Annotated in this window: 14 protein-coding genes; 13 read left to right on the top strand and 1 reads right to left on the bottom strand. The window is 38.5% G+C overall.

The features are described 5' to 3' along the window. The first annotated feature begins 1 nt into the window (after position 1). On the top strand, positions 2-868 hold the full coding sequence (locus CFT42_RS08895; RefSeq protein WP_159458155.1) for an LCP family glycopolymer transferase: 867 nt from the start codon (positions 2-4) through the stop codon (positions 866-868). A gap of 22 nt (positions 869-890) precedes the next feature. Here CFT42_RS08895 and CFT42_RS08890 read toward each other — a convergent pair whose 3' ends face one another. Further along, on the bottom strand, positions 891-1517 hold the full coding sequence (locus CFT42_RS08890) for an acetyltransferase (protein WP_088815944.1): 627 nt from the start codon (positions 1515-1517) through the stop codon (positions 891-893). 267 nt (positions 1518-1784) lie between these two features. Here CFT42_RS08890 and CFT42_RS08885 point away from each other — a divergent pair, with 267 nt between their 5' ends. The 12 genes from CFT42_RS08885 to CFT42_RS08830 all read left to right on the top strand — a co-directional run bounded on the left by CFT42_RS08885 (position 1785) and on the right by CFT42_RS08830 (position 17709). Then, positions 1785-2636: a MurR/RpiR family transcriptional regulator gene (locus CFT42_RS08885; RefSeq protein ID WP_088810828.1), complete on the top strand. Its 852-nt coding sequence runs from the start codon at positions 1785-1787 to the stop codon at positions 2634-2636. Between the two features lie 63 nt (positions 2637-2699). Further along, positions 2700-3209, top strand: a complete 510-nt coding sequence (locus CFT42_RS08880; protein WP_088815943.1) for a dihydrofolate reductase family protein — start codon at positions 2700-2702, stop codon at positions 3207-3209. A gap of 330 nt (positions 3210-3539) precedes the next feature. Continuing rightward, a complete protein-coding gene (locus CFT42_RS14875) occupies positions 3540-7478 on the top strand; it encodes an immunoglobulin-like domain-containing protein (protein WP_208611156.1) in 3939 nt (1312 codons plus the stop codon). 106 nt (positions 7479-7584) lie between these two features. Continuing rightward, complete coding sequence (locus CFT42_RS08870) at positions 7585-8046, top strand: DUF4352 domain-containing protein (RefSeq protein ID WP_088815942.1); 462 nt, start codon at positions 7585-7587, stop codon at positions 8044-8046. Between the two features lie 15 nt (positions 8047-8061). Beyond that, complete coding sequence (locus tag CFT42_RS08865; RefSeq protein ID WP_088815941.1) at positions 8062-9336, top strand: nucleotide sugar dehydrogenase; 1275 nt, start codon at positions 8062-8064, stop codon at positions 9334-9336. 24 nt (positions 9337-9360) lie between these two features. Continuing rightward, positions 9361-10551, top strand: a complete 1191-nt coding sequence (locus CFT42_RS08860; RefSeq protein ID WP_244169953.1) for a glycosyltransferase family 4 protein — start codon at positions 9361-9363, stop codon at positions 10549-10551. 2 nt (positions 10552-10553) lie between these two features. Further along, on the top strand, positions 10554-11810 hold the full coding sequence (locus CFT42_RS08855) for a glycosyltransferase (RefSeq protein ID WP_088815939.1): 1257 nt from the start codon (positions 10554-10556) through the stop codon (positions 11808-11810). Then, a complete protein-coding gene (locus tag CFT42_RS08850) occupies positions 11785-12273 on the top strand; it encodes a hypothetical protein (protein WP_088815938.1) in 489 nt (162 codons plus the stop codon). Before CFT42_RS08855 ends, CFT42_RS08850 begins: the two co-directional genes overlap by 26 nt. Then, entirely contained in the window at positions 12234-14405 is a 2172-nt protein-coding gene (locus tag CFT42_RS08845) for a CgeB family protein (RefSeq protein ID WP_088815937.1), read from the top strand. Before CFT42_RS08850 ends, CFT42_RS08845 begins: the two co-directional genes overlap by 40 nt. 10 nt (positions 14406-14415) lie before the next feature. Continuing rightward, positions 14416-16557: a glycosyltransferase gene (locus tag CFT42_RS08840; protein WP_088815936.1), complete on the top strand. Its 2142-nt coding sequence runs from the start codon at positions 14416-14418 to the stop codon at positions 16555-16557. 10 nt (positions 16558-16567) lie between these two features. After that, positions 16568-16897: a hypothetical protein gene (locus CFT42_RS08835; protein ID WP_088815935.1), complete on the top strand. Its 330-nt coding sequence runs from the start codon at positions 16568-16570 to the stop codon at positions 16895-16897. A gap of 14 nt (positions 16898-16911) precedes the next feature. Further along, a complete protein-coding gene (locus tag CFT42_RS08830) occupies positions 16912-17709 on the top strand; it encodes a hypothetical protein (protein ID WP_088815934.1) in 798 nt (265 codons plus the stop codon). Positions 17710-17726: the final 17 nt, after the last annotated feature.

Below are 17726 nucleotides of genomic sequence, written 5' to 3'. Positions count from 1 at the left end.
TGTGTTACTGTTATCCGTTCTAATTTATGCTGGCTATTTTGCTTACTCCTCGTCAAGCATGTTCCAGAAAATCTATACTGAAACTGGAATTCCTGAAAAAGATGCGAATCAGGGGGAAACGGCAGCAAAACTTACTGTCGGCAAACCTTTTTCTATCTTGTTACTCGGAACGGACGCTAGGACGCATGACGTGGGGCGAACGGATACGATGATTTATATGACGGTGAACCCAACGAAAAAAGAAGTTATACTAACAAGTATCCCGCGTGATACCCGCGTTTTTATTCCTAAAAAAAATAAAGAAGACAAAATTAACCACGCTTATGCGTTTGGCGGCGTGCCGCTTTCGATTCAAACAACGGAGCAGTTTCTCGATGCACCCGTCGACTTTTTTATAAAAATTAATATGGAAGGTTTCCGTGACCTGGTCGATGCAGTGGGTGGTGTTACGGTTAATAATGATAAAAACATTAGTATCGGCGAAAAAAGCTTTTCAAAGGGTGAAGTCCACCTAGATGGAAAAGATGCACTGACATACGTTCGAATCCGTAAAACGGACGTCGAAGGAGACTTCGGTCGCCAAAAGCGCCAGCAGCAAGTCATTTTAGCTATCGCGGACAAAATAGCGTCGGCTGAAACGATTGTAAACTTTGATAAAATTTTCGAAGCAACTGGGGTTAATATGGAAACCAATTTGACGTTTCGCAATTTACGTGACATCTTAGCGAATTACCAAGATGCCGGCGAAAATATTGTCCACATGGCCATTCCTGGTGTTGGCGCGAAAATAGATGGCATTTATTATTATCAAGTTTCAAATAAGGCGGAGCTGCAAGCCGAAATTAAATCTGCCTTGAGCTACAAATAACCGCATTCGAGCTCGAATGCGGTTATTTGTTTGAAATGATTTTAGCTGGAACGCCAGCAGCAACTAAACGGGCTGGTATATTCTTCGTTACCACACTACCCGCTCCAATAGTGGCCTTTTCCCCAACAGTAATGAGAGGGATAAACGTGCTATTCGCACCGACTAGCGTGCCTTGGCCAACTTTACAGCCGCCTGTTAAAACGGAACCCGGTCCAATATGGCTGAAATCGGCTAGCTTTGTATCATGTTCGATGATGGCGCCAGAATTCACTATCACATGATTTCCCACATGGGCATTTAGCTGGACAATTGCACGGGCCATAATAAGGCTCCCAACGCCAATTTGATCCGGGCTTTCCACGATGGCGGTAGGGTGTATGAGTGATGCAAAGGTGTTCTGATTTTTAGCCAGCGCCCGGGCTATTTTTTCTCGCGCCGCGTTCTCACCGATGGCTATAAAAAATGAAGCATCAGCGCGTTTTTTGTCTAAGTACGGCGTAAGCGGGCGGTAGTAGATGTTATCAATACATATATCCGTTTGGAATTTATCATCCCAAATTTCGGTTAGCTGATAATGATTAAGCTCTTTTACAAGATGTTGAACGAGTTTGCTATGTCCCCCGTCTCCGATTATGATTATATTCTTCATTAAAATGGCCTCCCATCTAAGTCTCTTTCATTATATCCCAATCACGCTTAAAAAGTGATGCATTTTTGTGGGATAATTGGGCTAAATTTGTATATTCTATAAAAATATGTCATAAAAGCGACAGCGTATTTTGAAACGTTTCGATTCCGCTCGCAGTTTTGAATGCATAAAAATAAGGTGGTTAACGTAGACCAGACTTGTTCTGAGTAACGAATCATAAGCGAATATGTTATAATCAAAGAAAAAATAGTAGGGAAGAATGATTTTATGGCAAATGGTAGTATTATCAATCTTATTACTGGCATACTGGACTCGCTACCTAATTCGGAGCAGAAAATTGGGCGGACGATTTTAGAGGATCCCAATTTTGCGGTTAAAGCTTCTGTGCAAAGCCTCGCTGAAAAGGCAAATGCAAGTGCGGCGGCGGTGATACGCTTTTCTAAATCGCTTAACTTGGATAGTTTTCCGGAACTCAAGCGGCAGTTATCAATGGAACTCGCGTTGCCGAAAAAAGCAGGATATTATGATATTGAACCAGATGAGTCGTTTGATTCGATACGCGAAAAACTGGTTTCGAATATGATTCAAACGACACAAGATACGGCTAGTCAATTGAGAGAGGAAGCAATTGTTAGGGTTTGCGCCGAGATGGAACAAGCGGAAACAATTTATGCGTACGGCGTTGGGGCGTCATGGCTCATTGCAGAAGATATTGCGCAAAAATGGTTACGTGCTGGCAAAAATGTCTTTTTATCACAAGACCCACATGTTCTAGCAATGGCACTTTCTGCGGGCAACCCGAATAGTATTTTAATTGCGATCTCAAATAGTGGAGAAACATCAGAAGTTTTACAGCTTGCCAAGGAGGCAAAACGAAGCGGCTTGAAAGTCGTCAGTTTAACACGTTTTGGCAACAATAAACTAAAAACCATTGCGGATTTTGTGTTGGAAACATCACGCGCACCAGAAGCCGAACTACGGAGCACTGCAACAAGCTCCAGACAGGCGCAACTTTTGGTCGTTGACATTTTGTTTTATTATTTTGCCTCAAAACGCTACGAGGACATGATAACGCATATCAAAAAATCACGGGAAGCGACAAACCGCTTTCGGGAATAAAACGAGTACGCGCACACCCTTTTAACTGGATTAGAAGGGCCTTTTGCGCGAAAGGAGAATTGAATGAGCATTTATTTCTACGGCTGTGTTTCGCTTGACGGATACTTGGCAGATGCAAACAATCGCCTAGACTGGCTGCATCAAACGGGTGCTCCGGAGGAAACCAATTACGCCGAGTTTTATAGCCAAATGGACATGATGATTATGGGGAAAAAGACATACGATGAAATTGTGGGTATTGCAGGCATTGAATCGCTTTATGCGCCAACGCAAAATTACGTTTTTACCCATGAAAAAGAACTTGCTATAAAAAGTTTTCAGCAAGTTGAGGGTGATGTGGCGGATTTTGTGCGGCAGCTTCCGGCGGATAAAAACGTTTGGATTGTCGGAGGAAACAGCATTTTGGCCCCGCTTTTGAATGAGAATATGGTGGATAAATTGTACGTCCAAGTGGCGCCTGTTTTGCTTGGGAAAGGAATCCCATTATTTACGCAAGATGAAGATGTGAAGCGCTTTAAATTAACTGGTGTTGCTCAATATGGACAATTTGCTGAAATGATATTTGAAAAGTAATAATTAAATGAGCACTGCTTGCAAAAATCCCGTAATACGATTTTTGTAAGCAGTTTTTTTGTGGAAAATATTCACAATTATGCGATTCCATAACCCTTTTTTTGAAATTTGTCAATGTTTTTTTTTGAATGAAAGGGTCGTAAAAAAAGTAATTCCTCATAAATAGTATACAGACTTACTTAGGTGTTCCTTGCTATACTGTTTTATAAATCCTAACTTCTTTAAATGGGAAGTTAATTTAGGGGAGTGAGTATCATGGAAATTTAAAATATTCATAATTCTGAAAGATATATCACGACTTATTTTATTAGTTCAAAAAGGAGATATGGCATGAAAAAAATATTATCATCACTAGTTGTTGCAATGCTAGTTTTATTAACATTATCAAATGCGCTTTTACCTGTAACGGCAAAAGCGGAAACAGGGGTAACGCTTGAAGTAAGTACTGAAAAGGAACTTAGGGATGCGTTAAATAACGACTTAGTTAGCAAAGTTATACTACAAAATGATTTGGTACTAAATGATTATACAAATTATGTCATTAAACATGATGTGACAATCGAAGGGGCTAATCATAAAGTAACGCTTAATAATAGCAGTTTTGCGAGTGATTTATCGAGCGCCGCAAGCGTTATTTTCTCAAATATCAATTTTTCGTCAAATTCACAAACCATTTTCAAAACAAGCGTTGTAAATTATGCTGTTACACTTGAAAATGTCACTTTGAATGGTGGCGCAGCTATTTCTAATACGAATGGTGTCACCTATATAAAAGGAAACAATACATTTACAACTTCAGGAACAACTGATGTTTTTAATGTAAAAAACCTTATTTTTGACTCTACTTCAACAACAACAATCAAAAATACAGGAGATGCAAATGCTGTTCAAGTATACTCCTCCGGTAACGTACAGTTAGGTGCAGGTGCTAAATTATCTATTGATACAATGGGGATCGGTATATATTTAAATGGTCCACAACAGACATTTACAGTTGGTGATTCGTCAGAACTTGATGTTGTGAGTAGGTATGCAAGCATTAAAGGTGTAGAAGCAACTGTTAACATCGGTGCTTCTAGTAAAGTGAAATTAAATTATCAAAAAGCAGTAATGTCATCAGATTCGCGAATTTATGTCAATCAATTAACGATGACAAAAAGTACCTCATTTGAAGCTATTTCTGCGCCGATAAGCTTATATGCTGTCCAAATTTCGCCAGCAGGGAAATTGACAATGGATAGTGTCGCTTATTTTGATTTTAGAAATGAAAACTCCACTGGTTTAGCGCTTTACATGGAGGGTAACGGTGGCGTATTCTCGACTACCAATCAAAATATTGCTGCTTGGGAAAAAGGAACTGACATTCTCGGCACGCCAAAATATACGTGGAGAAATTTAACATCTATAACAGATCTTTATGGAAATGTTAGCAATGTTTCCATCACAAATGTACCAGCGTATAAAACAGAATTTAAAAATCAAAATTTTGAAAGACTTTCAAACGGATCCATCACAAATGATAAACCTGTAATTAATGCGAATGATCAAACATTAAAAGTAGGCGATACATTTGATCCAATCGCTGGTGTAACAGCAACAGACACAGAAGATGGCGACTTAACAAGTGCAATTGAAGTAACAGCGAACAATGTCGATACAACAAAAGCAGGAACTTATCAAGTTACGTACAAAGTAACAGATAGCGACGGCAATGAAGCAACTAAAACGATTACGGTTACAGTCACAACAAATGATATCCCAGTCATCACAGCAGCGGATAAAACGCTAAAAGTAGGCGATGCATTTGATCCGAAAACTGGTGTGACAGCGAGCGACACAGAAGATGGCGACTTAACAAGTGCAATTGAAATTACTGCGAACAATGTTGATACAACAAAAGCAGGCACTTATCAAGTTACGTACAAAGTAACAGATAGCGACGGCAATGAAGCAACTAAAACGATTACGGTTACAGTCACAACAAATGATAGCCCAGTCATCACAGCAGCGGATAAAACGCTAAAGGTAGGCGATGCATTTGATCCGAAAACTGGTGTAACAGCGAGCGACACAGAAGATGGTGACTTAACAAGTGCAATTGAAGTGGCAGCGAACAATGTCGATACAACAAAAGCAGGCACTTATCAAGTTACGTACAAAGTAACAGATAGCGATGGCAATGAAGCAACTAAAACGATTACGGTCACAGTTGAAAAAGTGACCGAAGGAACTATCCTAGCCAATGATTATACTATTGGTACGAGTAACTATGTGGAAGGAACTTATACAGGAGATGTAGCAAAAATTAAATTAATCGTAAATGTTGAAGAAAAGCAAACCATTGCGGTAACAGGTAATGCATATCGATACTATGCGAATGATAAAATCGCAAGCGTAGACGATGAAGTATACGCAGTCGCACTTGATGCAGCTGGTAAAGAATTAGACCGCGTAAAAGTTAATATCCTGAAACCAACTGAAGGCACAATTACAGCGAAAGATTACACAATTGGCACGAGCAATTATGTGGAAGGTACTTATACGGGCGATGTAGCAAAAGTAAAACTAATTGTAAATGGTGAAGAAAAACAAACGATTACGGTAACTGGAAACGCATATCGTTATTACGCAAAAGACAAGATTTTAAATGCGGGTGATGAAGTATATGCAGTTGCACTCGATGCAAGCGGCAAAGAACTAGATCGTACAAAAGTCAATATTAAAGAGCCAACTTCCGGAACGATTACAGCAAAAGACTATTTATTAGGTACTAATAGTTATGTGGAAGGAACTTATACAGGCGACGTAGCAAAAATTAAATTAATCGTAAATAGTGAAGAAAAACAAGCTATCACGGTAACTGGAAATACGTATAAATACTATGCGAAAAATTTAATTACAAGCGTAACAGATGTCGTGTATGTAGTCGCACTTGATGCAAATGGCAAAGAGTTAGACCGTGCACTTGTTAATGTTAGGGAAGAGGCAACTGCTGGGGAAATTACAGCAAAAGATTTTGTAAAAGGTACTGAAAACTATGTAAGTGGAACATACACAGGAGACATTACTAAAATTAGTATCACTGTTAATGGGCAAGAATATACAAGAATACCTGTTTCAGGTGGCACTTTCAATTACTATGCGAATGATAAAATTTTAAAAGTAAGTGATCAAGTTATTGTTAAAGGCTATGACGACAAAGGTAATTTACTAGACAGTAAAGCAATTACTGTTAAATCAGCAGCCGATACGACTGGAGAAATTTTATTAGACTCATATAAATTGGGGTCTGAAACGTATATTACAGGAACATACACAGGAGACATCGTGAAAATCCGTGTAACAAAAGGAGATCAAACTTATTCAACAATTCCTGCGATAGGCGGCGTACTAAAATATTACGCAAAGAATATTGTAACTTCAGCGACGGACGTAGTAATGGTTGAAGGATTGAATTCGGAAGGTAAAGTAGTTAGCACTAAGCAATTGAATATTTACACAACAGACGGGACAATTACAGCGAATTCATTTCAGCTTGGTACAGATATCCGTGTTACAGGAACATATACTGGGGACGTGAAACGTGTAGCTTTAGAGGTTAACGGTGTAGTTCAAAAAGCTATTCCAGTTGCTGACAATAAATATGAGTATTATGCGAAAAATCTAATCACAAGTTCAAATGATACGGTATATGCGATTGCTTATGATTCTCTAGGTAAAGAATTAAATCGTGTACCAGTGAGTGTTGCAGATAAACCACCTGTGACTGGAAGCATTGCACTCGAAGAATTTAAAGTCGGCAAAGATAAATATGTAGAAGGTACGTATACTGGTGATGTTAGTCGAGTTGAACTGGTTGTTAATGGAGTAGTACAATCGAGAATCCCAGCAACAGGAAATGTCATCAAATATTATGCTGCTACATTAATAAATAGTGTAGATGATGAAGTCAAAATGATAGGATATGCAGCTGATGGTACGCAAGTTGCTGAGGTGGATCTTGTTCTAGGAGAAGTAACAGGAACAATCACAGCAAATAGCTATAAAATTACAGGTGACTACTTAGAGGGCACGTACACTGGCGAAGTTACTCGTGTTTCTGTAGAAGTTAATGGAACAGAACTGCAAACGATTCCTGTTGCAGCTGACAATACGTATAAATATTATCTTAAAGGAAAAGTAACAAGCTTGACTGACGAGGTAAAAGTATATGGGAAAGACGACTTAGGAAATATATTGTCGGAAGATGATGTTCAGTTAACAGAATAAAAATTAAATGTAAGTAATGTATTCGAACGTCTGAGTAAAAAAAGGCGTTCGAATACAATTGCTTATAAAAGATGCTTTGATTAGTAAAGCAAGGAGCGATTTTTAAATGAAGAAGAGTTTGAGAGGAACGTTAGTGCTTTTGGCAATTGCTACCGTAATAATTTCGGCGGCTTGTAGCAATGATTCGACTAAAGAAAAAAAGACATCAGAAAATAAAAATTATGTTTCAAAAACAGTGAACAATATGAACATGAAAATTAATTCGATTGATACGACAGAAAACGCTAAAGGCAATCAAAATATGGTGGAAATCAATATGCTTATTACGAATAAAGATTCTGGGGAAGTGAGCATTGGCGCTGGGGATTTTGAAATTAGAACAGACGATAAGACGTATACCGTATATCCAAAAGGCAATAATTTTGGGGATGTCATTGCTCAAGGGAAAAAATTGACCGGTAGCGCCTTCTTTGAGTTGCCGAAATCGGTTAAAAAAGCTGAACTTGTTTATGTTCAAAATAAAAAAGAAGCGGCAAATTGGGATATTGAAATTCCAAGCGCCAAATAATATGGAGGCGAGCTTGTGGAAATAACAGTTTTAGGATTAGGCTACATTGGATTGCCAACTGCAATTATGTTTGCCAACCATAATCAAAAAGTTTTAGGCATTGATGTTAATCCGAAAGTGGTTAATATGTTACAAAAAGGGCAGGTGCATATTGAGGAGCCAGGGTTACAAGGAGCACTTAATCAAGCGATGGAACAGGGGAATTTTCGTGTCGGGACGTGCGCGGAAGCATCAGATGTTTTTATTATCGCTGTGCCTACCCCAAATAACGATGATTTGCTAAAATCATGCAATTTAGACTACGTTTTATCCGCGGTGGAGATGACTTTACCTTGTTTGAAAAAAGGAAATACGGTGATTGTCGAATCAACTATTGCGCCGCGCACGATGGAAGACCATGTCAAACCTGTGATTGAAAATGCGGGATTTACAGTCGGGGAAGATATTTTTCTTGTCCATTGTCCAGAACGTGTACTTCCAGGGCAGGTGATTCATGAGCTGGTGTATAACAATCGCATTATTGGCGGTATGACAGAAGACTGTACATCTAAAGGAAAGGAAATTTATAGTGTTTTTGTAAAAGGAGAATTGCTTGAGACGAGTGCATCCGCTGCGGAAATGTCTAAATTGATGGAAAACACATATCGTGATGTTAATATTGCGCTTGCAAATGAACTCGTTAAAGTGTGTGACCATATTAATATTGATGCGCTTGAAGTCATTAAGCTTGCGAATAAACATCCACGTGTGAATTTGCACTCCCCAGGACCTGGTGTTGGCGGCCATTGTTTAGCAGTTGACCCGTACTTTATTGCGGCGGAAGCGCCAGATGAATCGCTACTCATTCAAACTGCAAGAGGAATCAATACTTCTATGCCAGAATTTGTAATTGAAAAAGTAAAGCTTGCTTTGGAAGGCAAAATAAATCCTAAAATTACTGTGATGGGTCTTACGTATAAAGGTGATATTGATGATATTCGTGAGAGTCCAGCAGTCGAAATTTATAAAAAACTAGTGGCTAGTTCAGGCTACCGCGTTACCGCGTATGAACCGCATATTGAAGCGGATTTTATTGAGCCGAGTTTGGATGTGGCATTAGAAGACGCAGACTTGGTGCTAGTTTTAGCTGATCATAGTGCATTTAAGAACTTAGGGGATGCAGATTTTTCCAAAACGAATCAAGCGATTGTCATGGATACTAAAAATATTTTAGAGCTTTATAAAAATGAAAAGAACTATTTTAATTTAGGAAATCTTTTTGAATTAAAAAATCATTTGGCGAGGGTCTAAAAACTTTAGGGGAAAAAGCTTATTATGAAAAAAATATTGGTCATTACCCAAAATTTCCCTCCAGAAATCGGAAGTGCGGCTAATCGAATGAGAGGGATTTGTCATTATTTAAATGATGTAGCGAACGTAACGGTTTGGACAACTGAACCACATTACCCACAAAAAGAACTCTACAAGCAAAAAGATTTTTGGCAAGACGCCCCAAAAGGTTTGAAAATCGAACGTATTCAAACGAAGAGTAAGAGGTTCGAAAAAAACTTTTTCCGTCGGTTGTTGCTTTATGTGGAAGTTCTATTTCGTTTTTACAAAATGATTTTAGCTGAAAAAGAAACGTATGATGTGGTTTTTGTCACGTCTCCCCCGCTTTCGATACCGCTGATTGGGCTTTTGGCCAAACGAAAATTTAAGGCGAAATTTGTCGTTGATATTCGCGATTTATGGCCAGAAACTTTAAGTGCTTTAAAAGGAATTTCCCCAAAAATTATACGTTATTTAAATTACCGAGTGGAGAGGCTTATTTACTGGAAAGCCGATAAGTTAATTGTGAACAGCGAAGGGTTTACGGAATACATTCAAAAAATTATTAAAGACAAGGAAAAAATCCATTTTCTTCCAAACGGACTTACAAGCTCTGAACTTGCGCTAGTTCCCACTTTTTCAAGGCTAGAAAAGGTAACAGTTGTTTACACTGGAAATATGGGGATTGCTCAAGATATAGAGAGTTTGTTTCGCTTAGCGGAGGACTTTCAAGAAAATAGGAACGTGCGCTTTTTGTTAATTGGTTATGGAAAGCATTACACAGAAATTCGGCAAAAAGTTTTAGATAAAGGCTTGGAAAATATTGTGATTAAACCGCCAGAGTCAAGGCGTAAAGTGTGGGAAAGGTTGCAAAATGCAGATATTGCTTATATTGGATTAAAGGAACATCCGATTTTTGAAACCGTCATACCGGGTAAGCTGATTGACTATATGGGTGCATCTTTGCCAATTATTGGCATTACATCTGGATATTCGAAAAAAATTATTGAAAAAGCAGAAGCGGGACTTGTTTTTAACAAAAATGATTATGCGAATATGAAAAATAACCTCACACAGCTTATTGAAGATGCGCATCTGCGCCAATATTACGGGCGAAATGGCAATGAATACGCACAACAAAATTTCAATTGGCAAGTAAATAAAAATTTATTGTATAAAATAATTTTTGAGGATTAGCGATGAAAAAAAGAGTGACGATGTTTGTTTGGAATGAATTTACAAATGATGCAAGAGTACTAAGAGAATGTACCGCGCTACAAGACGCCGGCTATTTCGTTTGCCTGATCGCCTTAAAAGGAAGCCAGCCAGCAATTGAAAAGCACTCAGAAAATTTCTGCATTCGGCGCATAAAATACGAACTGACATTTTTGCATAAAATTTGGATATATTTAGCTACGTTATGCATCGCGTATGTAGCCCCACCAATTGGGGTTTTATTGTTGTTATTTTGTGTCCTCTTATTTGAAACAAAAGCTCGATTTTTAGTGCGGAAACTGGTTTTGATACTAAAAATGACAGTTTTAGGTTTCGCGCTTCAAACGGATATTTATCATGCCAATGATTTGAATACACTATTTCAAGGCGTTTTTTGTGCGAAAGTTAAGCGGAAGAAACTCATTTTTGATTCGCATGAAGTAAATACAAGTCGTTCTGGCTACGATTCTAAAATTTATCACATCATCGAAAAATGGTTGATTCACTTCCCAGACTGTGTAATTCATGAAAATGAGACGCGGGCAAAATATATTCGACGCATTTACGGATTTACACCAGAAGTGATTTATAATTACCCTTTTTTTGAAGAAAATCGAGACAAAGTGGCGCTTCATGAGCGGCTTCAAATACCAGAAAACGAACTGCTACTGCTTTATCAAGGTGGTTTGCAAATTGGACGTGGCTTAGAAAATTTATTAGCGGCTGCCCCGTACATCGAACGTGGAACAATCGTTTTTATTGGCGACGGGAAGCTGAAATATAAACTAATGGAGATTACAAAGCAACAAGGTTTAACAAATCGGGTGAAATTTTTAGACAAAGTGCCCGTACAAGAGCTACCAAGTTATACGCGAAATGCGTATGTAGGCTTTCAACTGTTAAATAATACTTGCTTTAATCACTTTTCAGCGGCTTCCAATAAGCTTTTTGAATATATGATGGCTGGGGTTCCAGTTATTGCATGTTCGTTTCCAGAAATGAAAAAAGTTATTAGGCGAGAAAAAATAGGTATTCTTGTCGATTCTAAAAATCCAGTTTCTATTGCAGCAGCTGTCAATGATGTACTGAGAAATCCGAATTTGCAGCATGAGATGAGCGAAAATGCATTAGCGGCTAGGAAGCGTTACAACTGGGACAATGAAAAAGTAAAATTTTTGGCGCTTTATCAGAAAATATGTGAGGGTGAGGGAGAAGATGGGCAAAAAGAGCGAAATAAATGAGTCGTTAACTGGACTAGAGCAAGCGACGCATATTCATGAAGAGATTTCGCTTAGGTCAGAAAATCAGCATTTGGTAAATAAAATTCAAGCGAAAAACGAACAACTAAAACGACTTCAAGCAGAAAACCAGCAATTACTAGAAGAATTAGACATGTTCAGAAAGAAAGTCAATCAAGAAATGAATTTTAGTGAAGAATGGAAAGAAAAACAGGCGGAACTAAGCGATTATAAACGCAAAACTTTTGAACTGCTCGAACAGCAAAAAAATGGGATTATAACTTTAAAAACGGAAGTTCAAGCAGTCATTAAGGAACGAGACGACGCGAAATCAGCGCTTTTAAAAAAAGAAAAATTGCTACAAGATTTAACAGTGAAGCATTATAAAATGATGAACACAAAAACAATGAAATGGACTGGGAAATATTGGAATTTACGAAAGAAGATTCAATTGAAAAGCAAATAGAAGATGTGTATCAAGCAATCAATCATTTTCAAACAACAGTTATCGGAGATATTCAGCCGAAACTCGTTACAGATAAACATTTCCGCGATGCTACAAACTGGTGGTATGTTGAAAAAGAAGGACTTCACGCCTACATGTTTGAAGATGATCTCTGCTTTGCAAACGGCGATGACCGCGCAAATTATACTTCATTTATGGAAAACAATGTAGCTTTTTCAAGGTTTCCAACGCATCTCATTCGAGTTTTACCAGGCGAAACGTTAGCAATTCAAATAGACGCTGAAATTTCACAAGGATTATCAGTAAAGCTGGCAATCGCTGAATATAACGATACCGAAAAAGAAATCACAACATTAATACCAATCGAGAAGGAGCAGTTTTTGACAGTGGGAAAAAATACGAAATACCTTCGCTTTGCACTCAAAATCACTGGAAAAGGCATTGTTCGGATAAAAAAAGCGGTTGTGGAGAGAGTTTTTGAAAAGAAACAAGAAAAAATAGTTATCACAAACCCAATTGAACAAGCACAAACACTGCATGACATAAAAGTTGCCTGCATTATCGACGAGTTTACAATGTCAAATTTTCAAGAAGAAGTAGAATTAATTACCTTTACACCTGACAACTGGGAAAAAGTGCTTAATGAGCATACGCCGCATTTCTTGTTTGTGGAATCTGCTTGGCACGGTAATGGTGGCGCTTGGGAATATCAAGTCGGAAAATACGCCAATGTAAGTCGTGAAACGCTATTTGATTTACTAAAGTGGTGCCGAAAAAGGGATATTCCAACCATATTTTGGAACAAGGAAGACCCGATTCACTTTGACAAATTTATCGATACCGCGAAACGATTTGATTATATTTATACGACAGACGAGAACAAAATACCGGCATATAAAAAGCAAGCGAAGCATGAGCGAGTTTTTGCGTTACCTTTCGCGGCACAACCGAAAAAGCATAACCCAATCCAACTGGCTACTCCTCGGGAAAACAAAATTTGTTTCGCAGGTTCTTACTACGCAAACCGCCATCCTGAAAGGCGCCAAGTTATGGATGAAATGTTAGCGTTTAGTCAGGAATTTGGATTAGCCATTTATGACCGGAATTTTGACCGACCAGAACCAGAATTTCGTTTTCCAGACAAATTTAGAAAAGATGTTTTAGGCAGTTTGAAATATGAAGAAATTGATAAAGCCTATAAAGGATACCGTTTTATGCTCAATGTAAACAGTGTGACTCATTCGCCGACCATGTTTTCACGCCGCGTGTTTGAAGGTTTGGCATCCGGAACACCAATTTTAAGCAGTTACTCAGAAGGTATTCAGCAGCTTTTTGGAAATATTGTGATGATTTCTGAGGAGCCAAACCAATTGCGCGCCCAGATGCGTGCCGTCACTAAAGACAAACGCGCCTACTACAAAAAATCACTGCAAGGAATTCGCGAAATTTATGAAAAACACACCTATCAACACCGCTTAAACTTTCTTTTGGAAAATATGGGAATTCATTTACCAGTTTTAACAAAATCAGTGTGCGTTATGGCCACAGTCAAATCGGAAGAAGAAATAAAAGCCGTTATAGACACATTTGAAAGGCAAAGTTATCCAAATAAGAAGCTTGCTTTATTTGTTTACAGTGTTGAAGATTTTCCGGATATCAATGCGATTTTAAATCACTATCAAACCGAAATTATATCTTGTTATTTATTCCCTTACATGGAAAATTATACGGATTTTGAAAAATTATTTGCTACGGATTTTATGACCTATTTTGCGCATAATCATTTTTACGGCAGACATTATTTAAAAGATCTCATGCTTGCTTCGCTTTACACGGATGCGGATTTCATTGGGAAAGCTTCATTTTACCGGGCGAATAATAAGCAGCTAGAAATTTATCAGGAAAACGCCGACTATATTTTTGTCCATGAGCTACTTCCATCCCGCACTATTGTGCGCACAAATTACCATTTTCGTAAAAATATGAAAAGTTTACTTGAAAGTTTTATTCAAGATGAGAATTTAGAAAGTTACGCTCGTTTCGGGGCGAAAATGTTTAGCGCGGATTGCTTTAACTTTGTGGAAAAAGGGGCGAATGAGAAAGCGCTGTTGCTTAATCAGGTAGAAATATAGGAGGCTTTAAATGAGTCAGTTACGCATTTTGTTATATGGAGATATTGATTTAAATTTTATGGACGGTTCGGCAGTTTGGTTAACTTCAATGGCGCGCATGCTCGCTTTAAGTCCGAATATAAAGGTAGACTTACTTTTAAAAGCGAAAGAACAAAATTCACATTTAACGAGCGCGCTAAAGAAGACGCAAAACATTTATTTGATTCAACCTTTTAAAAATAAGAGTCTGCCGACAACGAATTCGCGGCTTTCAACCAGGGAAGCCGTTCAAATTATGAAGCAACTTCATAAGGAAAACCAGTATGATTTAGTCATTGTTCGAGGTTTCAATTTGGTGCGCGAAATTATGGAGCATGATGTCTTCCAATCGATTACCGTGCCTTATCTCACCGATTTTAAACATGATGAACGGTCTACTAAAGAAGAACGCGCGGACTTGTTGCGAGTCTACGAGCATTTTGATTTTCTTTTTTTACAGACGAAAGAAACGAAGGAGGCTTTCAAAAGGCTAATTCAAGTTGATGGGAACAAAATTCAGCTTTTATATCCGATGATTCCTGATTTTGAAACGATTCCTAGTTTTGAGAACAAACATTTTAGGCTTATTTACAGTGGTAAGTTTCATGAGGATTGGCATACGGAAGAAATTATTTCGGTGACAAAAAAATTAGCTGAGCGAGATAAACGAATTCATACACAAGTTGTAGGCGATAAATTTCAAGACCGTCTTAGAGAGCGGGAAAACCAACTTAGAATAAAAAAAGATTTGCAAGAGGTGCCGGCAATCGACTGGGTTGGTGCCGTTTCTAGGGAAGAGTGTCAACGCCTAATCGGAGAAGCGGACATTGGCATCGCTTGGAGAAGTGCCGCGCTTGATAATGATGATAGCGTAGAGTTATCGAGCAAGTTGCTTGAATACGGGCGACTCGGAAAGCCAGCACTAGTGAGGCGCACTAAAATGCACGAAGATTTGCTCGGACGTGATTACCCACTTTTTGTTGAAACGGAAGCGGACGTCATTGAAAAAACCAGAGCTGCTTTACGTGACGAAGCACTTTACGCGAAAGCTGCTGCGCAAATTTATAATGCGAGCAAGGCGTTCACCTTTAAAGCAGCCTACAACCGCTTGCGCAGCTTCATTTGGTCATTCAAAAAGGCGCCCACAAAAATAGTGTTCGCAGGTCATGACTTGAAATTTGCTACAATGTTCATCGATTCTTTTAAAGAGAACCCTGCTTTTGAAGTAAAACTAGATGTGTTTTCTTCGCATGAAAAGCATGATGAAAAACATAGCCAAGCATGCCTTGAATGGGCCGATATTGTTTTTTGTGAGTGGGGACTAGGAAACCTCGTCTGGTATGCCGAACATAAAAAAGAACATCAGACGCTAATTGCCCGCCTTCATTTCCAAGAAAAAGATTTGAAGTTTCTCCATCTTGTTGACAGTTCAAAAGTGGACCAATTTATCGTCATCACACCTTATATGCTTGAAGAATTTCATGCGATTTTTCAAATTCCACGCCATAAAATGAGCTACATTGATAATTTAATTGATGCTGACAAACTAGATTTACCTAAACAGCCGAATAGTAAATTTCAGCTCGGTATATGCGGGATTTTACCAGCGCGAAAAAGGGTGGACTTGGCGATTGACCTTTTTGAAGCGCTATGGCAAACAGATAAGCGCTATAAATTATTTATTAAAAGCAAGCGGCCTGACGAAGTGCCATGGCTGATGGCGCGCGAGAAAGAGCGGGAATACTATACCTCGGTGCTAAACCGAATTGAGCAAGCTACGTGGCGTGAAAATGTCATTTTTGATCCGCACGGAAATGATATCCCAGAATGGCTTCAGAAAATTGACTATTTGCTTTCGCCAAGTGATTATGAAGGCTCACACGTTTCAGTTTCTGAGGCGATGGCAAGTGGCGCTATACCTGTGATTCGTAATTGGAAGGGCGCTGACACGGTTTACCCAAGCCGTTATATTGTTTCGTCTAAAGCGGAAGCAGTGGCGGCTGTTCAAAAAGGAGAATGGCAAGCTACTGATGTAGAAAAAAGAAAGCAATTCGCACGACAAAAATTTGATCGTAAAGCAATTATTCAACAAATCGAAACACTATGTATAGAAATGGTTCAAAAACCGATTTAAGGAGACAAATATGAAAAAAAGGATGAGGAAAAAAGTGGAAAAGCAAGCTGACTTCATACAAAAAGTAGAAGTGTTCTTAATTGGCAACAGTTTACAAACAAAATGCCATATAAAAGCGAAAGAGCAACATCCCCCTTATAAATTTGCTTTTTATGTGTACAAAAAAGGTCGTTTAGAAGCCGTCGCTAAGTCGCAGTATACGAAATTTGATACAAATCAAGTTCAGTTAACCGAGGGCGGCGAATATTTTGTCAAAGTGTTTGTTAAGAACGATGAAACGAATGAAGTTACAACAAAAATAAGCCAACCAGTTCAAAAAACACTAATTGTAGATATTTAAAAGGGGCGCTTAAAATGCTACACGGAAAACACTTTCAAAATGGGAGCGATACACTTGTGATTGTCTTTCAAAACGCAGGGAAGCCATTAAATGATGCTATTCCAGCGATTTTTAATCAAGAAATAAACCAGGAACAAGTTGCGCTCATGCATGAACGTTACACGTGGATTAAATTTGCTGAACGTGTGAAGGCGGCGGATTATTTGTTCATAAAAGACCACTTTTCGAGTGTATACGGCTGGTATTTAATTGATTCTGGTAAATTTATTCACGAAAAGCTAAACGTGGAACTTACTAAATTTATCCAAAAATATCGTTATAAAAGAGTAATTGCGTTTGGTTCGAGTAAAGGCGGGACTGGTGCGCTGCTCTATGGCTTATTGAATCCACTGGTCACGGATGTTTTTTCGCTCGTGCCCCAAATCCACGTGGCGGACTATATTAATATTCTTTGCCCGACAGAGAAAAGCCTATTTTTTGCGGATAATACGATTTTTGAGGAGCAAGTCAACGAGGTATTTTATTCAGCGCCACTTTATGCCGAAATTTCACCAACAACGCTTTATTTTTATACGGGGCTAGAAGATATTCAGTTTTCCGCACTTTTAACTTATCGCCATTTTTTACAAGAAAAAGGCATTAAGAGCCAACTTTTTTTAAATAGGAGTAACGAACGGCATACACGGCTTGTTAATCAATATACCCCGTTTATTTTTGGTGTTTTAGAAGATATGATTTACCGTGAGACGAAAAGAACAAGTGAGCATGCTGTTCAAATTGGAGTGGACAGCTACATTTTGAAGGCGGATTAGAAAGGTGGGTGCTTGAA

This window comes from Listeria goaensis (assembly GCF_900186125.1).
GTDB classification, from domain to species: Bacteria; Bacillota; Bacilli; order Lactobacillales; family Listeriaceae; genus Listeria; species Listeria goaensis.
Note: the sequence above shows the minus strand (reverse complement) of the source record. Positions and strands in the feature narration are given on the sequence as shown.

Coding starts and splice junctions, on each gene's coding strand:
- CFT42_RS08890 (WP_088815944.1), bottom strand. CDS start 1,517: ATGAAGAATATAATCATAATCGGAGACGGGGGACATAGCAAACTCGTT.
- CFT42_RS08885 (WP_088810828.1), top strand. CDS start 1,785: ATGGCAAATGGTAGTATTATCAATCTTATTACTGGCATACTGGACTCG.
- CFT42_RS08880 (WP_088815943.1), top strand. CDS start 2,700: ATGAGCATTTATTTCTACGGCTGTGTTTCGCTTGACGGATACTTGGCA.
- CFT42_RS14875 (WP_208611156.1), top strand. CDS start 3,540: ATGAAAAAAATATTATCATCACTAGTTGTTGCAATGCTAGTTTTATTA.
- CFT42_RS08870 (WP_088815942.1), top strand. CDS start 7,585: ATGAAGAAGAGTTTGAGAGGAACGTTAGTGCTTTTGGCAATTGCTACC.
- CFT42_RS08860 (WP_244169953.1), top strand. CDS start 9,361: ATGAAAAAAATATTGGTCATTACCCAAAATTTCCCTCCAGAAATCGGA.
- CFT42_RS08855 (WP_088815939.1), top strand. CDS start 10,554: ATGAAAAAAAGAGTGACGATGTTTGTTTGGAATGAATTTACAAATGAT.
- CFT42_RS08850 (WP_088815938.1), top strand. CDS start 11,785: ATGGGCAAAAAGAGCGAAATAAATGAGTCGTTAACTGGACTAGAGCAA.
- CFT42_RS08840 (WP_088815936.1), top strand. CDS start 14,416: ATGAGTCAGTTACGCATTTTGTTATATGGAGATATTGATTTAAATTTT.
- CFT42_RS08835 (WP_088815935.1), top strand. CDS start 16,568: ATGAAAAAAAGGATGAGGAAAAAAGTGGAAAAGCAAGCTGACTTCATA.
- CFT42_RS08830 (WP_088815934.1), top strand. CDS start 16,912: ATGCTACACGGAAAACACTTTCAAAATGGGAGCGATACACTTGTGATT.